The sequence below is a fragment of the Aliiglaciecola sp. LCG003 genome (genome assembly GCF_030316135.1).
Lineage (GTDB): Bacteria > Pseudomonadota > Gammaproteobacteria > Enterobacterales > Alteromonadaceae > Aliiglaciecola.
This window is the reverse complement of record NZ_CP128185.1, coordinates 641,563-659,721: the sequence shown is the minus strand read 5'-3', so window position 1 is coordinate 659,721 and position 18,159 is coordinate 641,563. Positions and strand designations below refer to the sequence as shown.

Annotated in this window: 12 protein-coding genes; 3 read left to right on the top strand and 9 right to left on the bottom strand. The window is 45.0% G+C overall.

Going from position 1 to position 18,159, the window contains the following annotated elements:
• Positions 1–7: 7 nt before the first annotated feature.
• The 4 genes from QR722_RS02795 to QR722_RS02780 form a co-directional block, all read right to left on the bottom strand.
• Complete coding sequence (locus QR722_RS02795) at positions 8–931, bottom strand: Dyp-type peroxidase (protein ID WP_286285232.1); 924 nt, start codon at positions 929–931, stop codon at positions 8–10.
• A 30-nt stretch (positions 932–961) separates the two neighbouring features.
• Positions 962–2,650: a gamma-glutamyltransferase gene (gene ggt, locus QR722_RS02790; RefSeq protein ID WP_286285231.1), complete on the bottom strand. Its 1,689-nt coding sequence runs from the start codon at positions 2,648–2,650 to the stop codon at positions 962–964.
• 188 nt (positions 2,651–2,838) lie between these two features.
• Positions 2,839–4,131, bottom strand: coding sequence for an ammonium transporter AmtB (locus QR722_RS02785; protein ID WP_286285230.1), 1,293 nt, complete (start codon positions 4,129–4,131; stop codon positions 2,839–2,841).
• Positions 4,132–4,148: 17 nt separating this feature from the next.
• Entirely contained in the window at positions 4,149–4,487 is a 339-nt protein-coding gene (locus QR722_RS02780; protein ID WP_286285229.1) for a P-II family nitrogen regulator, read from the bottom strand.
• A 301-nt stretch (positions 4,488–4,788) separates the two neighbouring features.
• Between QR722_RS02780 and QR722_RS02775 the strand changes: the two genes are divergently transcribed.
• Positions 4,789–5,607 (top strand): hypothetical protein, encoded by an 819-nt coding sequence (locus QR722_RS02775; RefSeq protein ID WP_286285228.1) that lies wholly within the window; start codon positions 4,789–4,791, stop codon positions 5,605–5,607.
• 199 nt (positions 5,608–5,806) lie between these two features.
• Here QR722_RS02775 and mrcB read toward each other — a convergent pair whose 3' ends face one another.
• On the bottom strand, positions 5,807–8,104 hold the full coding sequence (gene mrcB, locus QR722_RS02770) for a penicillin-binding protein 1B (protein ID WP_286285227.1): 2,298 nt from the start codon (positions 8,102–8,104) through the stop codon (positions 5,807–5,809).
• Between the two features lie 259 nt (positions 8,105–8,363).
• Between mrcB and QR722_RS02765 the strand changes: the two genes are divergently transcribed.
• On the top strand, positions 8,364–9,866 hold the full coding sequence (locus tag QR722_RS02765; RefSeq protein ID WP_286285226.1) for a catalase: 1,503 nt from the start codon (positions 8,364–8,366) through the stop codon (positions 9,864–9,866).
• A gap of 94 nt (positions 9,867–9,960) precedes the next feature.
• On the opposite strand, the gene hrpB is transcribed toward QR722_RS02765, so the two are convergent.
• From hrpB to QR722_RS02745, 4 genes are all read right to left on the bottom strand, one after another.
• The gene (hrpB, locus tag QR722_RS02760; RefSeq protein WP_286285225.1) at positions 9,961–12,435 is read right to left on the bottom strand and encodes an ATP-dependent helicase HrpB; all 2,475 of its coding nucleotides are present in this window, start codon (positions 12,433–12,435) and stop codon (positions 9,961–9,963) included.
• Between the two features lie 144 nt (positions 12,436–12,579).
• Positions 12,580–13,710 carry an NAD(P)/FAD-dependent oxidoreductase gene (locus QR722_RS02755; RefSeq protein ID WP_286285224.1) on the bottom strand — a complete coding sequence of 377 codons (1,131 nt, stop codon included), beginning with the start codon at positions 13,708–13,710 and terminating at the stop codon, positions 12,580–12,582.
• Between the two features lie 8 nt (positions 13,711–13,718).
• Positions 13,719–15,785 (bottom strand): LodA/GoxA family CTQ-dependent oxidase, encoded by a 2,067-nt coding sequence (locus QR722_RS02750; RefSeq protein ID WP_286285223.1) that lies wholly within the window; start codon positions 15,783–15,785, stop codon positions 13,719–13,721.
• A 29-nt stretch (positions 15,786–15,814) separates the two neighbouring features.
• Entirely contained in the window at positions 15,815–17,239 is a 1,425-nt protein-coding gene (locus QR722_RS02745) for a hypothetical protein (RefSeq protein WP_286285222.1), read from the bottom strand.
• 320 nt (positions 17,240–17,559) lie between these two features.
• On the opposite strand from QR722_RS02745, the gene thpR reads away from it, so the two are divergent.
• Positions 17,560–18,096, top strand: coding sequence for an RNA 2',3'-cyclic phosphodiesterase (thpR, locus tag QR722_RS02740; RefSeq protein ID WP_286285221.1), 537 nt, complete (start codon positions 17,560–17,562; stop codon positions 18,094–18,096).
• Positions 18,097–18,159: the final 63 nt, after the last annotated feature.

Genomic DNA, 18,159 nt, shown 5'->3' with positions numbered 1-18,159 from the left:
GCGTAAACTAAAGGTCTTTGTTGGCTTTAATAAAGGTTAATGACGGCGCGAAGAAAGCAGCGCCAGTTTCGGCAAAAGTATAATCGAGTAATTTGTCATAATTGCCATTTTGGTCGCCAAATATCATACTGGTCAACATGCTAGTAAATGGTTTGGGACTGTTTGCCAGAGACACAAAAAGCAATCCCTTTGTACTCATATCTCCATAAGGCATAGATTGCTCAAGAAGTTCGATTGGTTTACCACATATATCTTCAGCCGCAGAACGTTTAGTATGCGCATAAGGTGCAATGTCTTCTGCTGACAAGGGCTCGTTATCTTCTTTACTGCGCCCCATAATATCTTCTTGTTGTTTCAGCGGTAGCCTCTGCCAACTGCCAATATTGCTGCGATAACGCTGTACATGAACATAACTGCCGCCACGAAAATCCGGGTCTTCATCTCCGACAATTGCCACATCAAACTTACGCATCCCTTTGGGATTTCCATTTGCATGCACAAAGCCCATCAAATCGCGTCCATCGAGATATCTGAAGCCTTTAATCTCTTCAAATAATTCTACGTGGCCCTTCAACAACTCGCAGACTTCGCAACCGATGGCAAAGCACACATCGGCTCGGTCCGCCCGAATTTGGATAAAAATATCACAGGGTGTAACAGGCGCATTGCGATCTTCACATTGCATATCCGGAAAAGGGGCTAACTCTAATGGCAATAAGCCTGGGTACAGCTCACTCCAATAACTGCTGCCAATAGCGATAACCCCTGACACCATGGCTTCATAATGCTCTTCATCATAATGTTCAAACACATTGAGAATATGCGCAAGCTTGGCACGGATCACCTGAGCGTCGTCATCGATAACGTTGAACATGAGATACTGAGCATGCAGATTTGCTTCTGCGCAGATGCCTTTTTGTGCTTGTGCCATATGGGTTTCTATTTCTACTTAGTTAAGGGCTTAATAACCGGCTGCTTGTCCGTCTTTGCGACTTTCCGAAGCGCCATAATATACACCATTTTTAGCATCATGCAGAATAGCTTGATAACCGCCAAAACTGCCTGACACATCGGTCAGCACATGACCTTTGTGCAATAATTGTCGGCGGACTTTGGCCGAAAAACCGCTTTCAAGACTTATATAGCCACCGTCTAACATGCGCTCCCCGGTGGGTTCACTTGAGCCACTGTGTAATATTCGTGGTGCATCACCAGCTTCTTGTAAGTTCATTCCAAAATCAATCAAATTGACAATGATTTGGGCGTGCATCTGCGGTTGTGTGCCACCGCCCATCACGCCAAAGCTTAACCAAGGCTTAGCATTTTTGGTTACGAATGCCGGTATTATAGTATGAAATGGGCGTTTACCCGGTGCAAACACATTGAAGTGGCCTTCTTCCAGCGAGAACATCTCGCCACGGTCTTGTAAGATAAATCCCAGGCCTGTTGGCGTCATTCCTGAGCCCATGCCGCGATAATTGGATTGGATCAGTGAGACCATATTGCCGTCTTTGTCAGCTGTAGTCAGATAGATAGTATCACCTTGGTTAATTCCAGCATCGATGCGCTTCGCCGCATTGTTTTCATCCATTAACTTTACACGTTGCTGAGCGTATTCCTTGGAAATGAGCCAATCGACAGGTATCTGATTAAACTCTGGGTCGGCATAATATTTGGCGCGATCTTCAAAGGCCAATTTTTTCGCCTCAACAAAGGTATGAATATATTCTGCAGAACCAAAGCCCATACCTTCAATATCAAACTGCTCAAGAATATTAAGAATTTGTAAAGCGGCAATGCCTTGACCATTTGGTGGTAGCTCCCACACATCGTAACCACGGTAGTTAGTTGAAACAGGTTCGACCCAATCAGACGTATGACTGGCTAAATCCTCATAACTTAAAAATCCGCCTTGTTCCTTCATATACGCTGCAATACTTCTGGCAATATCACCTTTATAAAAGGCGTCTCGCCCGCCGGTAGCTATTTTTTCCAAAGTCACTGCCAAATGCGGGTTGGTAAATATTTGACCTTTTTGGGGGGTAGCACCATTTGGCATGTACGTTTCTTTAAAACCATCGAATTTGCTCAAAATCGGTACGCTACGCTGCATGTACCAAGCTATTAGCTCGGTTACCGGAAAACCCTTCTTGGCATAGTCAATGGTCGGTGCAAGTAACGTCGTCATCGGTAATGAACCGAACTTGCCATGCAGTTCAAACCAACCGTCTACTGCTCCCGGTACCGACACCGGTAGCGGCCCATGGGATGGGATTTTATTCATGCCCTGCTCTTTAAAGTATTCAAGGGTCAGCGATTTCGGCGAGCGACCAGAGGCATTTAACCCATAAAGTTGTTGGGTTTTAGCGTCCCATACAATAGCAAATAAATCACCGCCGATACCATTACCAGTAGGCTCCACCAACCCTAGCATCGCATTGGCGGCGATGGCCGCATCTATGGCATTACCGCCTTGTTTTAGCACATCCAACCCCACTTGAGTCGCCAATGGTTGACTCGTGGCGACCATACCATTTGCCGCGATCACCTCAGATCGTGAGGCAAAAGTCTCACCAGTAATACGGTCGTAGGCGCTGACAGAAAGAGAACTGAAGATGGCAAAAGTGGCGATAATTTTGGCGATTGGCATATTTATAACTTACTCACTGAAATCATATAGATACAGCATACGCCTAGGGGCATGAGCAGAAAAGCAAAATCTCCGATTTTGATCCCGCCGCAACACAAAAAGCCCCTTATAGGGGCTTAGTAAATGTAAGAATGATGGGGCTTTGTTATTATTATTCGACGCCCATCTTCTCCCTGACTATAAATGGCTCATGAACGACCACCGGTGAAATCTGGATAAGCTTCCAAACCACACTCGCTCAAATCAACACCTTCAAACTCTTCTTCTTCGCTAACACGGATACCGATAACAGCTTTAAGTGCCATCCATACCACTAAGCTAGTGACAAAGACCCAGACAAAGATAGTCAATGCACCAACTAACTGACCCACGATATCAGCACCATCATTGGTAGCAGGAACTAGCAATAGACCTAGTAAACCCACTACACCGTGAACTGAAATCGCACCCACTGGATCATCTATTTTAAGTTTGTCTAGCGCGATGATACTCCCTACTACTACCAAGCCACCTAAAGCACCAAACAGGGTTGCTTGTAGAGGTGTTGGAGTAGAAGGCTCTGCGGTAATCGCCACTAAACCTGCCAGGGCACCATTTAATGCCATGGTTAAATCAGCTTTACCGAACAACACTCGGGCTAGGATTAAGGCTGCGACTAAACCACCGGCTGCAGCAGCATTGGTGTTCATGAAAACCACGGCAACACTGTTTGCACTTTCAACACTTGCTGTGGCTAATACTGAACCACCATTAAAGCCAAACCATCCCATCCATAATATGAATGTCCCCAAGGTAGCTAATGGCAAGTTTGAACCTGGGATGGCGTTTACTTTACCATCTGCAGAATATTTGCCTTTACGAGCCCCAAGCACCAATACACCAGCTAGAGCAGCGGCTGCGCCTGCCATGTGGACGATACCTGAGCCAGCAAAATCACTCCAATTGAACGAGGTAATACCTGCACACGCGCCTTCTTCTATACCACCAAGTGAATACAAGCCAAACACACCACACTCACCCATACTGCCAGCAACACCGTTACCCCATGTCCAAGCACCTTCCATGGGATAGATGAAGCCTGTTAATACTACGGTAAAGGCTAAAAATGCCCATAACTTCATGCGTTCAGCAACGGCGCCTGAAACGATAGACATGGCGGTAGCAACAAACACTACTTGGAAGTAAAAATCTGCAGATGGAGCGTAGCCAGCAGGCTCAGCGATACCAGTCGCGCCGTCTGCTGTAATACCCTCTAGGAAAAAGCCGCCGCCATACATGATTGCATAGCCGCAAACCATGTACATAATACACGCGATTGCGTACAAGGAGACGTTTTTAGTTAATATCTCGGTGGTGTTTTTAGCGCGGACTAAACCGGCTTCTAACATGGTAAAACCTGCAGCCATCCACATTACAAATGCGCCACAAATTAGAAAGTAAAAGGTATCTAGTGCATACCCTAGTTCGAAAGTGATTTCCATGATGATCTCCTAAACTACTAAATGGCTTCGCCGTCAGTTTCACCAGTACGAATACGCACGGCATGCTCTAAGTCATAAACGAATACTTTTCCGTCACCAATTTTGCCGGTTTTTGCCGCACCAACTATGGCTTCAACTAAGCGTTCAACGTGATCATTCTGTACTGCAATTTCCAGCTTAACCTTTGGCAGGAAATCCACTTGATACTCTGCACCGCGGTACAGTTCAGTATGTCCTTTTTGACGGCCAAAGCCCTTAACTTCAGTAACAGTTAAGCCATCAATGCCAATTTCGGAAATTGCTTCACGGACATCATCAAGCTTGAAAGGCTTCACGATCGCTGTAACTAATTTCATTATGTTGCTCCCAGTGATTATTGTTATTTTTCAAACGTTACCTTCATAGAACAAGTCTTGTGCCATAAATTAAACTCATTATTTTTCATACAGTTAGTTAGAATAGGCGGAATATTTAGACAATTAAATGCACCAATATAGTGCGCAGACTGCTTTTTGCACCAACTTAGTAGACTGCGAAATAATCGCTCGCGCTGCCTGTCAATCAGCACGCCGAGTAACGTCTAAATTGGAGCATCCTTGGGGAACTATTAACCGGCTCGGCACTCTATGCAGAGCACTAATAACTGAAAGTAGCCGAATGGAATTTGCCAGAACTAGGATAGACATCGCTGCAACGACTCGTCCGTCGCTGTATCCAATACTATTAGTTTCACTAGTTATTCATCTGGTTCTCGGTCTGCTTGTGTACAAGCTAAACAGCAAAACCAAGCTTGCGAAGTCGCCTGATGACATTAAGGCGATACAAGCCCAACTGGTCTTTTATCCGCCACCGCCGAAGCTAACCGAGGCTCTCATCATCGATAGTGAAGCCTCTATAGAGGTCACACCCGAGTTACCAATTGAAATTGATGAAGTAGTTGAAATTGTTGAAGACCCGCTCAAAGAGAGCAACATAGATAACATTCCTGAGCCAACTCCAGCGGAACAGGAAGTGGTAGAGACTGAGTTAGACAAAGTGGCAGAGACCAGCGAAACGCAACTCCCAACGCTATCTATGCCACAAGCAGATCAACTAGCAACAGAAGATACACCCTCGATCATGCAAGGTCCGAAATTAACCTCCATGGACCTAGCAAAACAGCATCTAGAAAATTATTCAACTCAAGCCAATCAAGAGTTTGTTCAAAGGCAAGCCCAGCAATATCGAAAATCACGGATATCGCCAAATTTACCGGCGGCTAACGTGGACCCATTTGAAACTGAAGACGAAAAATTCCAAAAAGAGCTAGCCATAAAAGCCGACTGCAGCTCTACTACCAACAAAACACTGGTAACTATATTATCCTTCGCCGGCAGTACAATTAAATGCAACGATAACCCAGGTATAGATAGCTACATTGATAAACATGTGAAGAAACCTATCAAACCCTCATCCCAAACCGAACCTGACTACTAGAGCAATCGACCCCATTAGCAATTCTTATTGATTTTCGTGACCTGGGTGCATTGTTATCGATGCAAAACATGGGTGCAAAACATGGGTGTCACGTTAATGCGTTCTGGGTGTCACGTTAATGCGTTAATGCGAAGTGGCAAGTAGTACCTTGACATCAGGGGAGCGTCCATATATGTCTTATTAACGGGATTCGATGTGGTTAGCCAAACAGTTTTTCCCAGAAGCTTTTGCGTTCTTCGACTTTGGGGTTTTTGGTGCCACACTTTTCCGGACGTTTGGGCAGAGTCTCCAGAATCGCCGGCAAACTCATACTAGACTGGCAACCGGGTTGAGTGGCGTGACCAGTTTCAGAATCAAAATGAGCAATCCCAAGCCCTTTAGGAAAGCGTCGAACCAATGATTTGGGCTCTTGCAATTTCTGATAATCAATAAACAAATTCAAAGCGCCACTGGCACCGGTTAATCCAGTGCTTTGATTATCATCTTTTCCAATCCAACTGGTCGCCAAAATATTCTTGTCGAACCCGGCAAACCAACTATCACGATAATCGTCAGTGGTGCCGGTCTTTCCTGCCATATTGACCGATGGGAAGTGCTGTTTGATTCTTTTTGCCGTGCCTTCCAAGGTCACTTTATGTAAGGCATAATTCATCAAATAGGTCACTTTCTCATCGAATTGGCGTGTTGGAGCCTCAGCAAAAGACCAAATGACCTCGTTGTCTACTGACAGGATCCCATTGACTGCATGCAGCTTAATTTGCAAGCCATTATTGGCGATGGTTTGGTACATCTGATTGACTTGCAGAGGCGACAAATCCAAAGCGCCGAGAGTTAATGCAGGATATCTTGAAATGGGCTCGTCAATGCCTAAGCGTCCAAGCGTGGTCGCAATATTATCTATGCCAATCTCCATTCCTAGTGTCACCGTAGGAACATTGAGTGATTGAGTCAACGCGGTATATAAGGGGACTTGGCCGCGAAATTTCTTATCTGCATTTTGCGGCTTCCACAAACTTCCCGCATCATCAGGTAATTCAATCGGTTTATCCAGCAAAGGGGTTGCAAGGTTATACTCTTGCGGTCGCTCCAACGCTGAGATGTATATAGCCGGTTTAACTAATGAGCCGATTGAGCGTTTGGCATCCAAAGCCCGATTGAAGCCGCTGTAATTAGTATTCCTATCGCCAACAATAGCCCGGATTTCTCCGCTGTCGATATCGCTAATCACCATTGCTGCCTGCAATTTATTTATTTTGCGTGCACCTTCAAGTTTGAGTAGGCGCTCAGTCACCACTTTTTCAGCTTTGCGCTGGGCATTTGAGTCTAAAGAAGTAAACACTTTAACCCCAGAATCGCGAATATCAGGATTGGCTAATACGTTGCGCAATTCCCGCTGCACTTTATCCATAAAGGCAGGATGTTTATTTTTTCGCAAGCTAGCACCGCTTGCAACAAGCACAGGTCTGTCTAACAAAGATTCAAAGGTTGGCTTATCGATTTTGCCATCTTCAAACATCAGTCTTAGCACCAAATTACGTCGTTCGGTTAGTCTATCTGGATAGCGCCGTGGGTTGTAGTAAGACGGGCCTTTGATCATGCCGACCAAGGTAGTGATTTCGAGTAAATTGAGTTCATCCAGGGGCCTATCAAAATAGAAATAGCTGGCTAAACCAAAACCATGCACACCATTCTCACCATTTTGGCCCAAAAAGACTTCATTCAAGTAAGCTTCCAGTATTTGATCTTTGCTATAACGGGCATCTATGAGGATCGACATCAAGGCTTCTTTAGCTTTGCGAGAAATAGACTTTTCGTTGGTCAGGTACATATTTTTGACCAATTGTTGAGTTAAGGTGCTGCCACCCTGTACCGCTCTGCCCGCCGCAATATTAGCAAACAATGCCCGCAAAATAGACAGTGGTGCGATGCCATGATGCTGATAGAAATCATTATCTTCTACAATTATCAACGCTTCTAGAAGTGCCGGAGGAACTTGTCCGAGCGATACTAGCATGCGATCTTCACGACCAGCGCTAACTAGTCGTGTTATCAACCAAGGTTCGAGTCTAAAGCTTTTGACGGAAGTGTTGCTATTGAGGTTAGTGATCTGCGCCACCCGGCCAGATTTAATCACTACTGATAATGCAGTTTGCGCCTGAAATCCATCTGCAAAATGGAATGCTCGGCGATATACCACAAACCGATTATTAGCATATTGATACTCTCCCGTGGCGGCCGCTTTACTGACGCGACGATATCCAAGTAATTCCAGCTCTTCAATGATCTCTTTACTGGTGATTTCTTCTTTAAGGGACAAAGTCAATGGTCGTGCGTATATCTGCGCGGGAACCTGCCATTTGTTGCCGGAAAACTGGTGTGCAATAACTGCATCCAGATACACCATATAAGCTATGAAGATGACCGTCGAAACAAATAGTAGTTTCCAGAAATACTTTCTGAACCAAATGAACGGATTGAGTTTTTGAATAACTGGCATGGATTAATCAATAGAGTGAAAGTGCTGCGGATTGTAACAGTCTGCTAGATGACCCTCAAATCAATGTGTGACTTGCAAATGTGAAACTGTAAAATATCCTCACCAAATCAGAAAAAGTTGCAATATCGATGTAATTTTTACGTTTTATGACTAGGCTTAATAGCTGACGATTCGTTGCATCCTTGGACTGTACTGCTTGTGACCAGCATGGCACCAAAGATGCTTATTTCATTCTCATATCACAATATGGAGATAGTAAATGAGTAATAAGCCAACCCTTACCACGTCCGCCGGAGCACCGGTTCCAAGCAATAAAACCACCAAAACTGCCGGAAAGCGCGGCCCTGCATTGTTAGAAGATTATCAGCTAATTGAAAAACTAGCCCATCAAAACCGTGAGCGAATTCCTGAGCGAGCGGTGCACGCTAAAGGGTGGGGGCTGCAAGGAAAATTTACTGTAACTCACGATATCAGCCAATACACCTGTGCCGATTTGTTCTCACAAGTGGGTAAACAAACCGAAGTATTGAGTCGGTGGTCGACGGTAGCAGGCGAGTCAGGTGCGGCAGATATTGAACGTGATGTGCGCGGCTTTAGTTTAAAGTTCTATACCGAACAAGGAAATTGGGATTTAGTGGGCAATAATACGCCGGTATTTTTTGTCCGCGATGCATTTAAATTTCCTGATTTTATCCGTACTCAAAAACGTCACCCGAAAACCAATTTACGCTCCCCCGAGGCGATGTTTGATTTCTGGGCAGCCCAACCTGAATCAGTCCACCAGGTCACCATTTTGATGTCAGACCGCGGCATCCCTAAAACACCTATGCATATGAATGGATATGGCAGCCATACTTTCAGTATGTGGAACAAAAATGGCGAACGCTTTTGGGTCAAATTCCATTTTAAAACCCATCAAGGCCATGAGCATTACACCAACGAAGAAGCCGAACATCGGATTGGTAAAACCCGAGAGGCCTACCAAGAGGATTTATTTAGCGCCATTGAAAATGGCGACTACCCAAAATGGACTATGTTTATCCAAGTTATGCCTGAAGAAGAGGCTGGGAAACAGGAATATAATCCCTTTGATGTGACCAAAGTATGGCCTCACGATGATTACCCACTGATTGAAGTAGGTGAGCTGGAGATGAATAAAAATCCAGAAAACTATTTTCAAATGGTTGAGAATGCCGCTTATAGTCCATCCAATGTAGTTCCGGGAATCGGCTTTAGTCCGGACAAAATGTTGCAGGCCAGAGTCTGGTCATATGCCGACGCGCACAGATATAGACTAGGTACTCATTACGAAGCCCTACCAGCTAATGCAGCGAAAAATAGCAAGATTAATCATTACCATAAAGACGGTTCGATGCGATTCTTTACCAATGATTTTGACAATCCTGATGCGTATTATGAACCGAATCAACACAATGGCCCGGTCGCCAATGAAAGCGTCGCTGAGCCGCCACTTAAAATAGATGGCGATGCAGCCAGATATGATCAAGTTGAGGAAGCGATTGATTATGTCCAACCTCGCGCACTGTATAATCTGTTTAGTGACGAACAAAAGCAGCGTTTATACAACAATTATGCTGCCGCCATGGGCCCTTGCTCAGATGCCGTCAAAGAGCGTTGGTATGCGGTGCTTGAGAAAGTGCATCCTGACTACGCTAAAGGAGTGCGCTTAGCCAATGAGAAACTTGATAGTGATGTGAACGCCGCGCCCATCACAGACGAGACCCCGGTTATAGATAACTAAACCTGAAATAAACGGCGTGAGCAGCATCTAGATAAAAATTGCTGCCCATGCCGTTAACACTCACAATGCCCCGCTGGCAATTACAGATTCTTGGTTACATATACTTTTTGGTTTTGCTGGTAGGGCGAGCGTTAGCAGGATCATCTGGCCAAAAATGCTTTGGGTAGCGACCTTTCATCTCTTTTTGCACCTCTTTGTAGCTTCCTTGCCAGAAACCAGCCAAATCGCTAGTTTTTTGCAGCTCTGTGCCTGGTGGTGACAATAGCGATAAGGTCACTTTTACACGCCCTTGGGCGATGCTAGGTGAATCCTGCCACCCATACACTTGCTGCATTTTAGTTTGTAATTCTACCTGACCATTTTTGCTATAATGTAACCTACATGATTGCCCGGTCGCGACCTGCATCTGTGTTGGAAAGTGTTGATCTAAAAACTGCTGCTGGCTCCACTCCAACTGGTTTTTGAGGATGCTATGCCAATCTAATTTGATCAACTGCTCCAAACTCGATACCCCGGCCAAATAAGGACTAAGCCATTCACTGAGATCTGCCCGTAAACCCGCTGGTGTAAAATCGGGCCAACTCGAACCAAATACCTCAGCGGCCAAATTTACTCGCAGTAATAATTGCTGGACTGACGTCGACCAATTGAGGATCCCGAACCCTTTTGTCAGCAATGTGTCGATGATAATTTCGCTGTAGTCAGCATTCTTGGTTTTCGCCAGCCTAGTTTCAGAAACTAGAATAGCCCCCAACATTTTCACTTCCCGACTCACAACTCGCTGATTCGTATCATCCCAATAATGCTGAGTTGAATGCTTGATTAAATTATCAGCATGGCCCATCAATTGACTTTCGCTGATAGGCTCCGCTAATTGGATAAGGCCATCGGCGTCACGGCCTAACGTCATTTGGCAAACTATCAGCCATGGGCTGACCATTAAATTGCTGTGCTGTTGTCGGGCATGAAACATCACACCCGTGCCACTGGCCAGTAAAAAACGACCAGCTCCGCGTGACTGCCCTATTTGATCAGGGAAGCCTAGTAACAGTAAATCAACTAAAGTTGGTAGCGCTTTTTTTATTTGCGCGCCTGACCAATTCAGCCTTAGACGAGACGCCCAACGCTTGGCTTCGAGATAAATAGGCTGTTGCGGCGGCGATAATACATAATTGAGGTGCTGACTTAGGCATAATTCATCTCGTAATGCAGATATGGGTTTGCCTTCCAGAACCGCCACCAGCAAACAGGCTAATAATTGTGATGCCGCGCCCAATGCTTCACTTTGGATCAACATACAGGCTAGCCGTGGATGGCAACCTAAGCCATTAAAAGCACGACCTACTGCGGTTAACTTTCCTTGTTCATCTAAGGCACCTAACGACTTCAATAAATCTTCCGCATGTTGAATCTGCGCAGTAGAAGGTATATCCAGTAAACGTAAATCAGCCAGCGGCTCCCCCCAAACTAGTGCCTCCAAATACAGCGAGGAAATATCCATCTGTAATATCTCTGGAGGCCGCTGTGCGATTAACCGCTGTTGAGCATCTTTAGACCATAACCGATAACAGTGCCCAGCCGCTAGACGGCCAGCCCGCCCTGCTCGTTGTGTCGCTGATGCCTTTGATATCTGCATAGTGGTTAAGCTGCTTATTCCCCTTTGCAGATTAAAGCTGGAGACCTTTTCCTGACCAGAGTCCACCACAATTTTAATCCCATCGATGGTCAAACTCGTCTCGGCAATATTGGTTGCTAATACTATCTTGCGTTGCCCTGCGGGGGAGGGCTGTATGGCGGCCTGTTGCTGCTGTTTATTCAGATTTCCGTACAATGGAAAAATATTGACAGTCTGTTGTAACTGAACCTGACACAATTGCTCGACCAATTTAATCTCTCTGGCGCCGGGCAAGAACACCAACATATCACCCTCGTGTTGTTGCAGTGCTTGGATAATAATTGCTGTGCAATGCTGAGCAAGAAAAACACCTGCTTTGGCCGGTGTATAAATTACATCAACATCAAAGCGCTTACCTTCACTTTGCAATAATTTAGCATCGGGTAACAGATTGCCTATCTCTCCCACATCTAAAGTGGCCGACATCACTAGCAATCTTAAATCCGGTCTCAATGCCGCTTGAGTGTCTAAACATAACGCTAAGGAAAAGTCGGCATGTACATTGCGCTCGTGAAATTCATCAAAAATCACTAGGCCAATCCCCGGTAGCTCAGGGTCGTTTTGCAACATGCGGGTAAGCAAACCTTCAGTGACGATTTCTAATCGAGTGGCTGAACTAGTTTTAGCTTCGCCGCGCATGCGATAACCAACCGTTTGTCCAACGTCTTCGCCTAATTGTTGCGCCAAATAGTTAGCAATGGCCCGCACGGCAATTTGACGAGGTTGCAGCATCACTATTTTCAGATTAGTTGACGCAAACAACTCTAATAACTTAAGGGGCAAGTAGGTTGATTTACCGGCGCCCGGTGGAGCGACTAAAATCACGTCCTGCTCAGAGATTGACTCCGACAGCGCTGGCCAACAAGATTCAACTGGTAACACGTATTTAACCAAAACAATAATCCAATAGGTTATTGTACCTTTGCGCTGCAACACATGTGTATTTTTTTAAAATCGGATGTAAGACCAAGTTAGTCATCAGACTAAGCAGGGACCAATTTAACTCCACAGTAAACGGGGTTATTCGGGTTTGACTGGCTAGTATCCATTAGCTGTGGATTGGCCAAGATGATTTCGTCGATACCAAAATGGCTCGCAGTCAAACCTAACTTCACTTCGATATAAACTATCGCGCAAGCCAACATACTGGTTGAAGTCGTTAAAAACCTCGTTCTGATAATGCGACATACTCAATCGACTAGCATCTGTCAGCCAACTATGAATAGCATCAGCGGCTTGCTGGCCATTAAGTAGACTCTTAGTAATGCCTGCTGACGTAATGGGATCAAAGCTGCTGGCAGCATCCCCCACCGCCATCCAGCACTGACCAATCACTGTTGATAAAATGCTCGAAGGTGCCGCTCGCTTAAATAATTTTACCTGTGCTAAATCACTTGGCACTAGTTGTTCGCGCAACAAGGTGGATTTATGCAGTTCTGCTAACCAAACATCTGGACGGTCGAGCCGTTTAGCTTGTAACTGTTGTCTATCACTGCAAAAAGACACGATATATTTATTATCAGGTAACAACGCGCAATACCACCAGCCATCCGCGGTGGCTTCTATTAGGGTATGTCGCAGCTTACCTGCGACATTCTGCGCATCAAAAGTCGCGCAGATAAATATCACTTCATCCAACACGTTTTTAGCCACACCAATTTGTTGGATTAGCGCTCTGCTAATGCCGCTGGCATCCACCGCAAATCGGCTACTAATATGGCGAGTATGATGGTTGTGATTAAATGTAAGATTAACCCTATGTTGATCCGTATCGGCACTACACAGACGATGCTGGTAGAATAGTTTCATGCCCGCCTGTTGCACCTTATCCTGGAGTAATTTTTCAAGTGTTTGACGATTAAGATGATAACCCTGCCCATTTAAATCATAGATAAAATCGTTGTGTCCTGGTTTATTGTCGCCCCAAATAGAGATATTACCCGGACAGGCTTGTTGCAGGTCTAAAAATGGATAAATAGCATCACCGAGCAGGTTAAATAAAATTGGCACAGCTGCAGGTGGGATAGATTCCCCTACTTTGGATTGCGGACCTGTGGCCGCATCGAATAGACAAATTTTGATGCTTGGATTTAGCTTATGCAGCGATAGCGCAGTGGCACAGGCCGCTGGGCCTGCGCCAATTATCGCCACATCTGAGTCATCCAACATCTGGGGAATTAGCCGTTATTCGGTAAGGTTTCATCGGCTGTGGGCCAAGGTTGCACTATATTGCCTTGGGATTTATATAGGCTGGCCACTTCGAGAAACTTGTCACTGCCATAATTGCCGCCGAACTTATCAGCAATTTGTACCCCTTGAATGATAAAACCGGTTTTATGCCAGTTTGGCATAAAATCGATGTATTTCTGGTACTTACCTTCATTTTTGGGCAGGTTTGTGTGGGTTAAATTAGCATCGCCCTGCTTATCGCCGCGAATACTGAACAATTGCCCACCCAGCGACCATGTTTGCTCAGATTGATTGTAACTACACAATTCTGCAGGATGAACCTGAACGGGACGCTGCGCCGGCCATGACCAGTAAAGAGTGTTGTTAGCAGAAGGGTTGGGATCCGGCGTATGTACCGCGCAACTGTTGTAATCAGTGTGCCAGGGTTGCGACATAAATTTGCTCAGATCGCCTGGCTCTGCGCCGTCAGTTCTCAGAGGCACATAACCTTCTTGCAAGAAGGGTTGTGTCGAATCAGCAGAAGCATAATTCAATACTTGCTGGTTGACCCTGAACGGCCCTACTTGACCTTGCCAGTTTTGTTTATACAAATTAACGTCTCGTACAATAAAGGTTAAGTCTATTCCCGGTGAATATCGTCCCCCTAGACAGTTTTCCAGTACCACCTTGTCGAGATTTTCGCCTTCACCTAGCGCCCGCGGACTAGCGGTACTTTTACCCGCGTACCATTGGGTCATCAAAAAATACTGGGTGGGCGTGACCGACAAGAAGCTCTTAGTTGCATCGCCTAGTGACAACGGCATTTTTGTGCGCTCGTTGTCATCCTCGGGAGCGTTCGGGTCCCGGATCAGATCCAGAAAGTTAGGTATTTTCTGACTGGGATCGTCAGAAGGTTTGATCGATGCAACCCAATTGTGACCCTTCACTCCCTTATTGGGTAAATTGGTATTCCAGCGTTGCAAAAATGCACCGTGGAAAACCGGTAAAACATCACTGTAAAATGAAGCCTGGTAGTCGGTTTTATAATTGCCATCAAACATTTGTGGAATTAAATTAAGCTGCTCGACCCACGCGAAAAACATATCATCCCAAGTCGAAACTACATTACGGGTTTGCGGTGCATAGGCTGGGTCTGTGCAGACAACCCAGCCGCCCACCACTTCAGCGGAGCTACCATCATTAAATAAGATCACGGCATTTACCGGACCATCTGAAACATCATCAAACCAACCATCATTGTCAATTGCATCAACCAGACTGGGACTTTTGCCTTGGGCATCTTTAAATGAAAAGGTTCTTCCATAGCCTCCCGTCACCACTAGTCGGCCAGTATTCTTTTCAATCTGTAGTTCACCCAATGTATCGATAGGTCCTAAGTCTGGATGGGTATTGGTATCAAAGTGCATAGCAGGAAAGCTTACCGGATAGTTTTTCACTGCCATGATTTGCCCACTATTATCGGCATAGGTTCGGGCCGTGTCTTTATCAAATTTAACTGTGACTGAGCTTGATGTAGAAGATGTAATCGTTCGAGGACCGGGATCAATGACCAATTTCTTGCGTCTGTCACTGGCGTTTAAATCTGCTCCAAAACTGGGATTGCGTATCGGTGGTGTGCCACCATTTTCATAGGCGATAATCCCTTCTTCGGTGATCTTGCCGTCAACAACACTAGTAATCTTGTAATTGTTATTCTTTTTGTTGGCGACATGAACAGTCCAAACAATATCCTTAATAATTTTACCGCCAACACTGTCACCAATTTGGATCTCTTTGCCAGGGTCTTCAGAGGGGTAAGTCGTCTGCTCAGAATCATACACAAATATTTTAAACCGCGCGGCTTGTCGTAATACATTCTCGTTAGTGTCGCGAAAATCCTTGTCGGTGATCGGTGTATCTTCGGTATCTCTTTTAATGGGCAAACCACCGAATAAGCCACTCTCTTGATCGAGCAGCTCGCCGGAGGCCGTTTCCGGGGCTATGTAGTAATCAGAGCTAGTACCAACCCGAGAAAAATTAATCGTGGGGTGAATGCGAAAAATTGAAGTTGTCATTATTTTTTACCTTTCAAATTTAAACACATCTAGTGCGTGCTGGCTGCTGAAGCCTGAAGTTGAAGCGTTTGCGACCAAAAGTAGATATTCATGAATGCATGGCTGATATTCAAATTCATCGGTTTTAGTGGCGCTAATTTGGTGTCATCTGGGAAACGCTGACTGGTATTGTGGCAGCGGAAACAGTTGTACATGGTGCTTTGTGTTTGGGTAAAGGTCTCAATACTGGCATTGGACAACCGCAGCGAGCCGATTAACAATTGCTGATCACCTTCAAAGTCTGTCGCTATCGCCATGCCAGGCTTTAACCTGTTGGGTCCTTTAAACCAAATGGCACCCACTTCAGCATATTTTGACCACACGCCTGCATCTTTAAATTGACTGGCGACGCTTTTATTCAAATCAGTGACGACCTTGATGTTTGTTGGTACCGACATGGTGGTTTGATTGGCATCATTACCTAATGCATAACGACGACACATCTGAGTTACTGGTGTCAACGTCTGCTTGTCCTGATCGAGTTTTAACACGGGTGAATTGGCGGGGTTTATGTTGCATCCAGAATAAGGCGTATTGGCTTTATAAAAGGTGAAATTATCCTTTGATACAGCTGTGGTTGGATTGCTGAAGTCATAGTCTGCTGGCACATCAGGTGCATTACCTTGATGCTCAAAGGTAGCCCAAATCATTTCGGGGTGACCTTTTACTACGCCTGCAATATGAAATCCAACCAGACCTAAAAGCACCTTCATTGAACTTTTGTCATCCACCACTATTTTGCCGTTTTTATTTGCTAACTTAAATACCGAAGACTCCATAGTATAAAGATTTCGGGTGTCTTCATCAGGCGCAAGTATTTTCCACGAAGCTTTTAATTCAATGGCATTAACTGGGAATGATTTATCCGCTGGGAACTGTTGCACATTCAACGGAATAGTCAGGTTAATTTTGTTGTCTGGATGCTTGCCTTCGATGAAGTTAACAAACTCATCATTAACGTACTGTGAGTAGTAAACCGCTTTACCGTTTTGGTCTATCAGGATCCCTTCAGTACCGGCCTGCAAATATTCATCCATAGAACGAGGATGAGCAGACTTTGTTAAACGGGGCAACATACTTTCACGATCCTCAATGCCAAGCATGTCATATGGGCTTTGCATTTTGAGAAATCGAGGCTTGCCATCCACGGGCTGGGTTAGCCACAAAAACATCTGCCACGACCACCGATGAAATGCACAGTTGGTTTTACCGTTAAATGTGTTGCCATCGGGGAAAGGCGTTTGGCTGTGGGGGAACCAACTAGCTTCGGCCACGCAATTATCATCATTGGCAGGCACATTGGCTTGGGCCGGTTCGCTAGCAAGCATGACCGTTTGCTTTGGTGCAGGGTTTATATCACTGCCACATGCTACGGTAAGACAAGCAAATGTGGCTAAAATCAATCGTTTAAGCATTATCTAAGTCTCCATGAATGAAGAACCTCCTTGACTACTCTGATGACTGCAAATGTTTCCATCTTGCTGGAAATTCTGAACGATATAGAATTATCTTCGGTTAAAAAACAAACCAAGTGGAGTATAGCAGGGAATTAAAATATCAACAGGTAAAGCCCAGTTAGTTCGTTTTTACTTAGGTGTTGCTAGCTAGCCTATTATTGGCAACTAAAGTTTCACTATTACCCTAGATATTGTCTAGTTGACTGTAGGACATACAGTCATACATTTTTAGTCAAAAACTAATATAATCGGCTATTGATCCTTTGGTAGGAGAACTCATGCGTTATTTTCTAGGTTTCGATTTAAGCGCAAAATCTAAATTGGCCATTGAGGCATGGCGTGAAAAAGCCCTGCCCCACTATGACTCGGCCGTGCCTGCCAGAAATTTTCATATCACCAGTGTATTTCTAGGTCAGGTTAACAATCACCAAATGGATGCCTTGTGCAGTAATATCGATAACTATGAAATCCGCCCTTTTTCCCTAACTTTCGATACCTTAGGCTTCTGGTCTAAACCACGCATATTGTGGTTAGGAACTACCCACACAGACTCTGCAGCAATAGCTATCAATAAACAATTAAGCGATTTTAGTAAGCAAGCGGGCATCACTATCCAAACCCGTCCTTATGTACCTCATATAACCTTGATTAGAAAAGCTAAAGATAACCCGCCAGCAGCGTTAATCGAGCCTCAATTTGCAATTAAGGTAGATAAGTTACATTTATTCGAGTCAGTTTCAGGCAAACAGGGCGTTCACTATCCCATTCGCCAAACGTGGACGATGAATCCATTTGGTCGACCGAGTCCACGTTGATATTTTAGTTTCGTGGCATTGGGCATAGTTAATATTAATAAGTGCTTTACCTATGCTGTACTG

What these genes read in the sequence shown, in the direction of transcription:
- QR722_RS02795 (WP_286285232.1), bottom strand. Translation starts at nt 931, where the DNA reads ATGGCACAAGCACAAAAAGGCATCTGCGCAGAAGCAAATCTGCATGCT.
- ggt (WP_286285231.1), bottom strand. Translation starts at nt 2,650, where the DNA reads ATGCCAATCGCCAAAATTATCGCCACTTTTGCCATCTTCAGTTCTCTT.
- QR722_RS02785 (WP_286285230.1), bottom strand. Translation starts at nt 4,131, where the DNA reads ATGGAAATCACTTTCGAACTAGGGTATGCACTAGATACCTTTTACTTT.
- QR722_RS02780 (WP_286285229.1), bottom strand. Translation starts at nt 4,487, where the DNA reads ATGAAATTAGTTACAGCGATCGTGAAGCCTTTCAAGCTTGATGATGTC.
- QR722_RS02775 (WP_286285228.1), top strand. Translation starts at nt 4,789, where the DNA reads ATGGAATTTGCCAGAACTAGGATAGACATCGCTGCAACGACTCGTCCG.
- mrcB (WP_286285227.1), bottom strand. Translation starts at nt 8,104, where the DNA reads ATGCCAGTTATTCAAAAACTCAATCCGTTCATTTGGTTCAGAAAGTAT.
- QR722_RS02765 (WP_286285226.1), top strand. Translation starts at nt 8,364, where the DNA reads ATGAGTAATAAGCCAACCCTTACCACGTCCGCCGGAGCACCGGTTCCA.
- QR722_RS02755 (WP_286285224.1), bottom strand. Translation starts at nt 13,710, where the DNA reads ATGTTGGATGACTCAGATGTGGCGATAATTGGCGCAGGCCCAGCGGCC.
- QR722_RS02750 (WP_286285223.1), bottom strand. Translation starts at nt 15,785, where the DNA reads ATGACAACTTCAATTTTTCGCATTCACCCCACGATTAATTTTTCTCGG.
- QR722_RS02745 (WP_286285222.1), bottom strand. Translation starts at nt 17,239, where the DNA reads ATGCTTAAACGATTGATTTTAGCCACATTTGCTTGTCTTACCGTAGCA.
- thpR (WP_286285221.1), top strand. Translation starts at nt 17,560, where the DNA reads ATGCGTTATTTTCTAGGTTTCGATTTAAGCGCAAAATCTAAATTGGCC.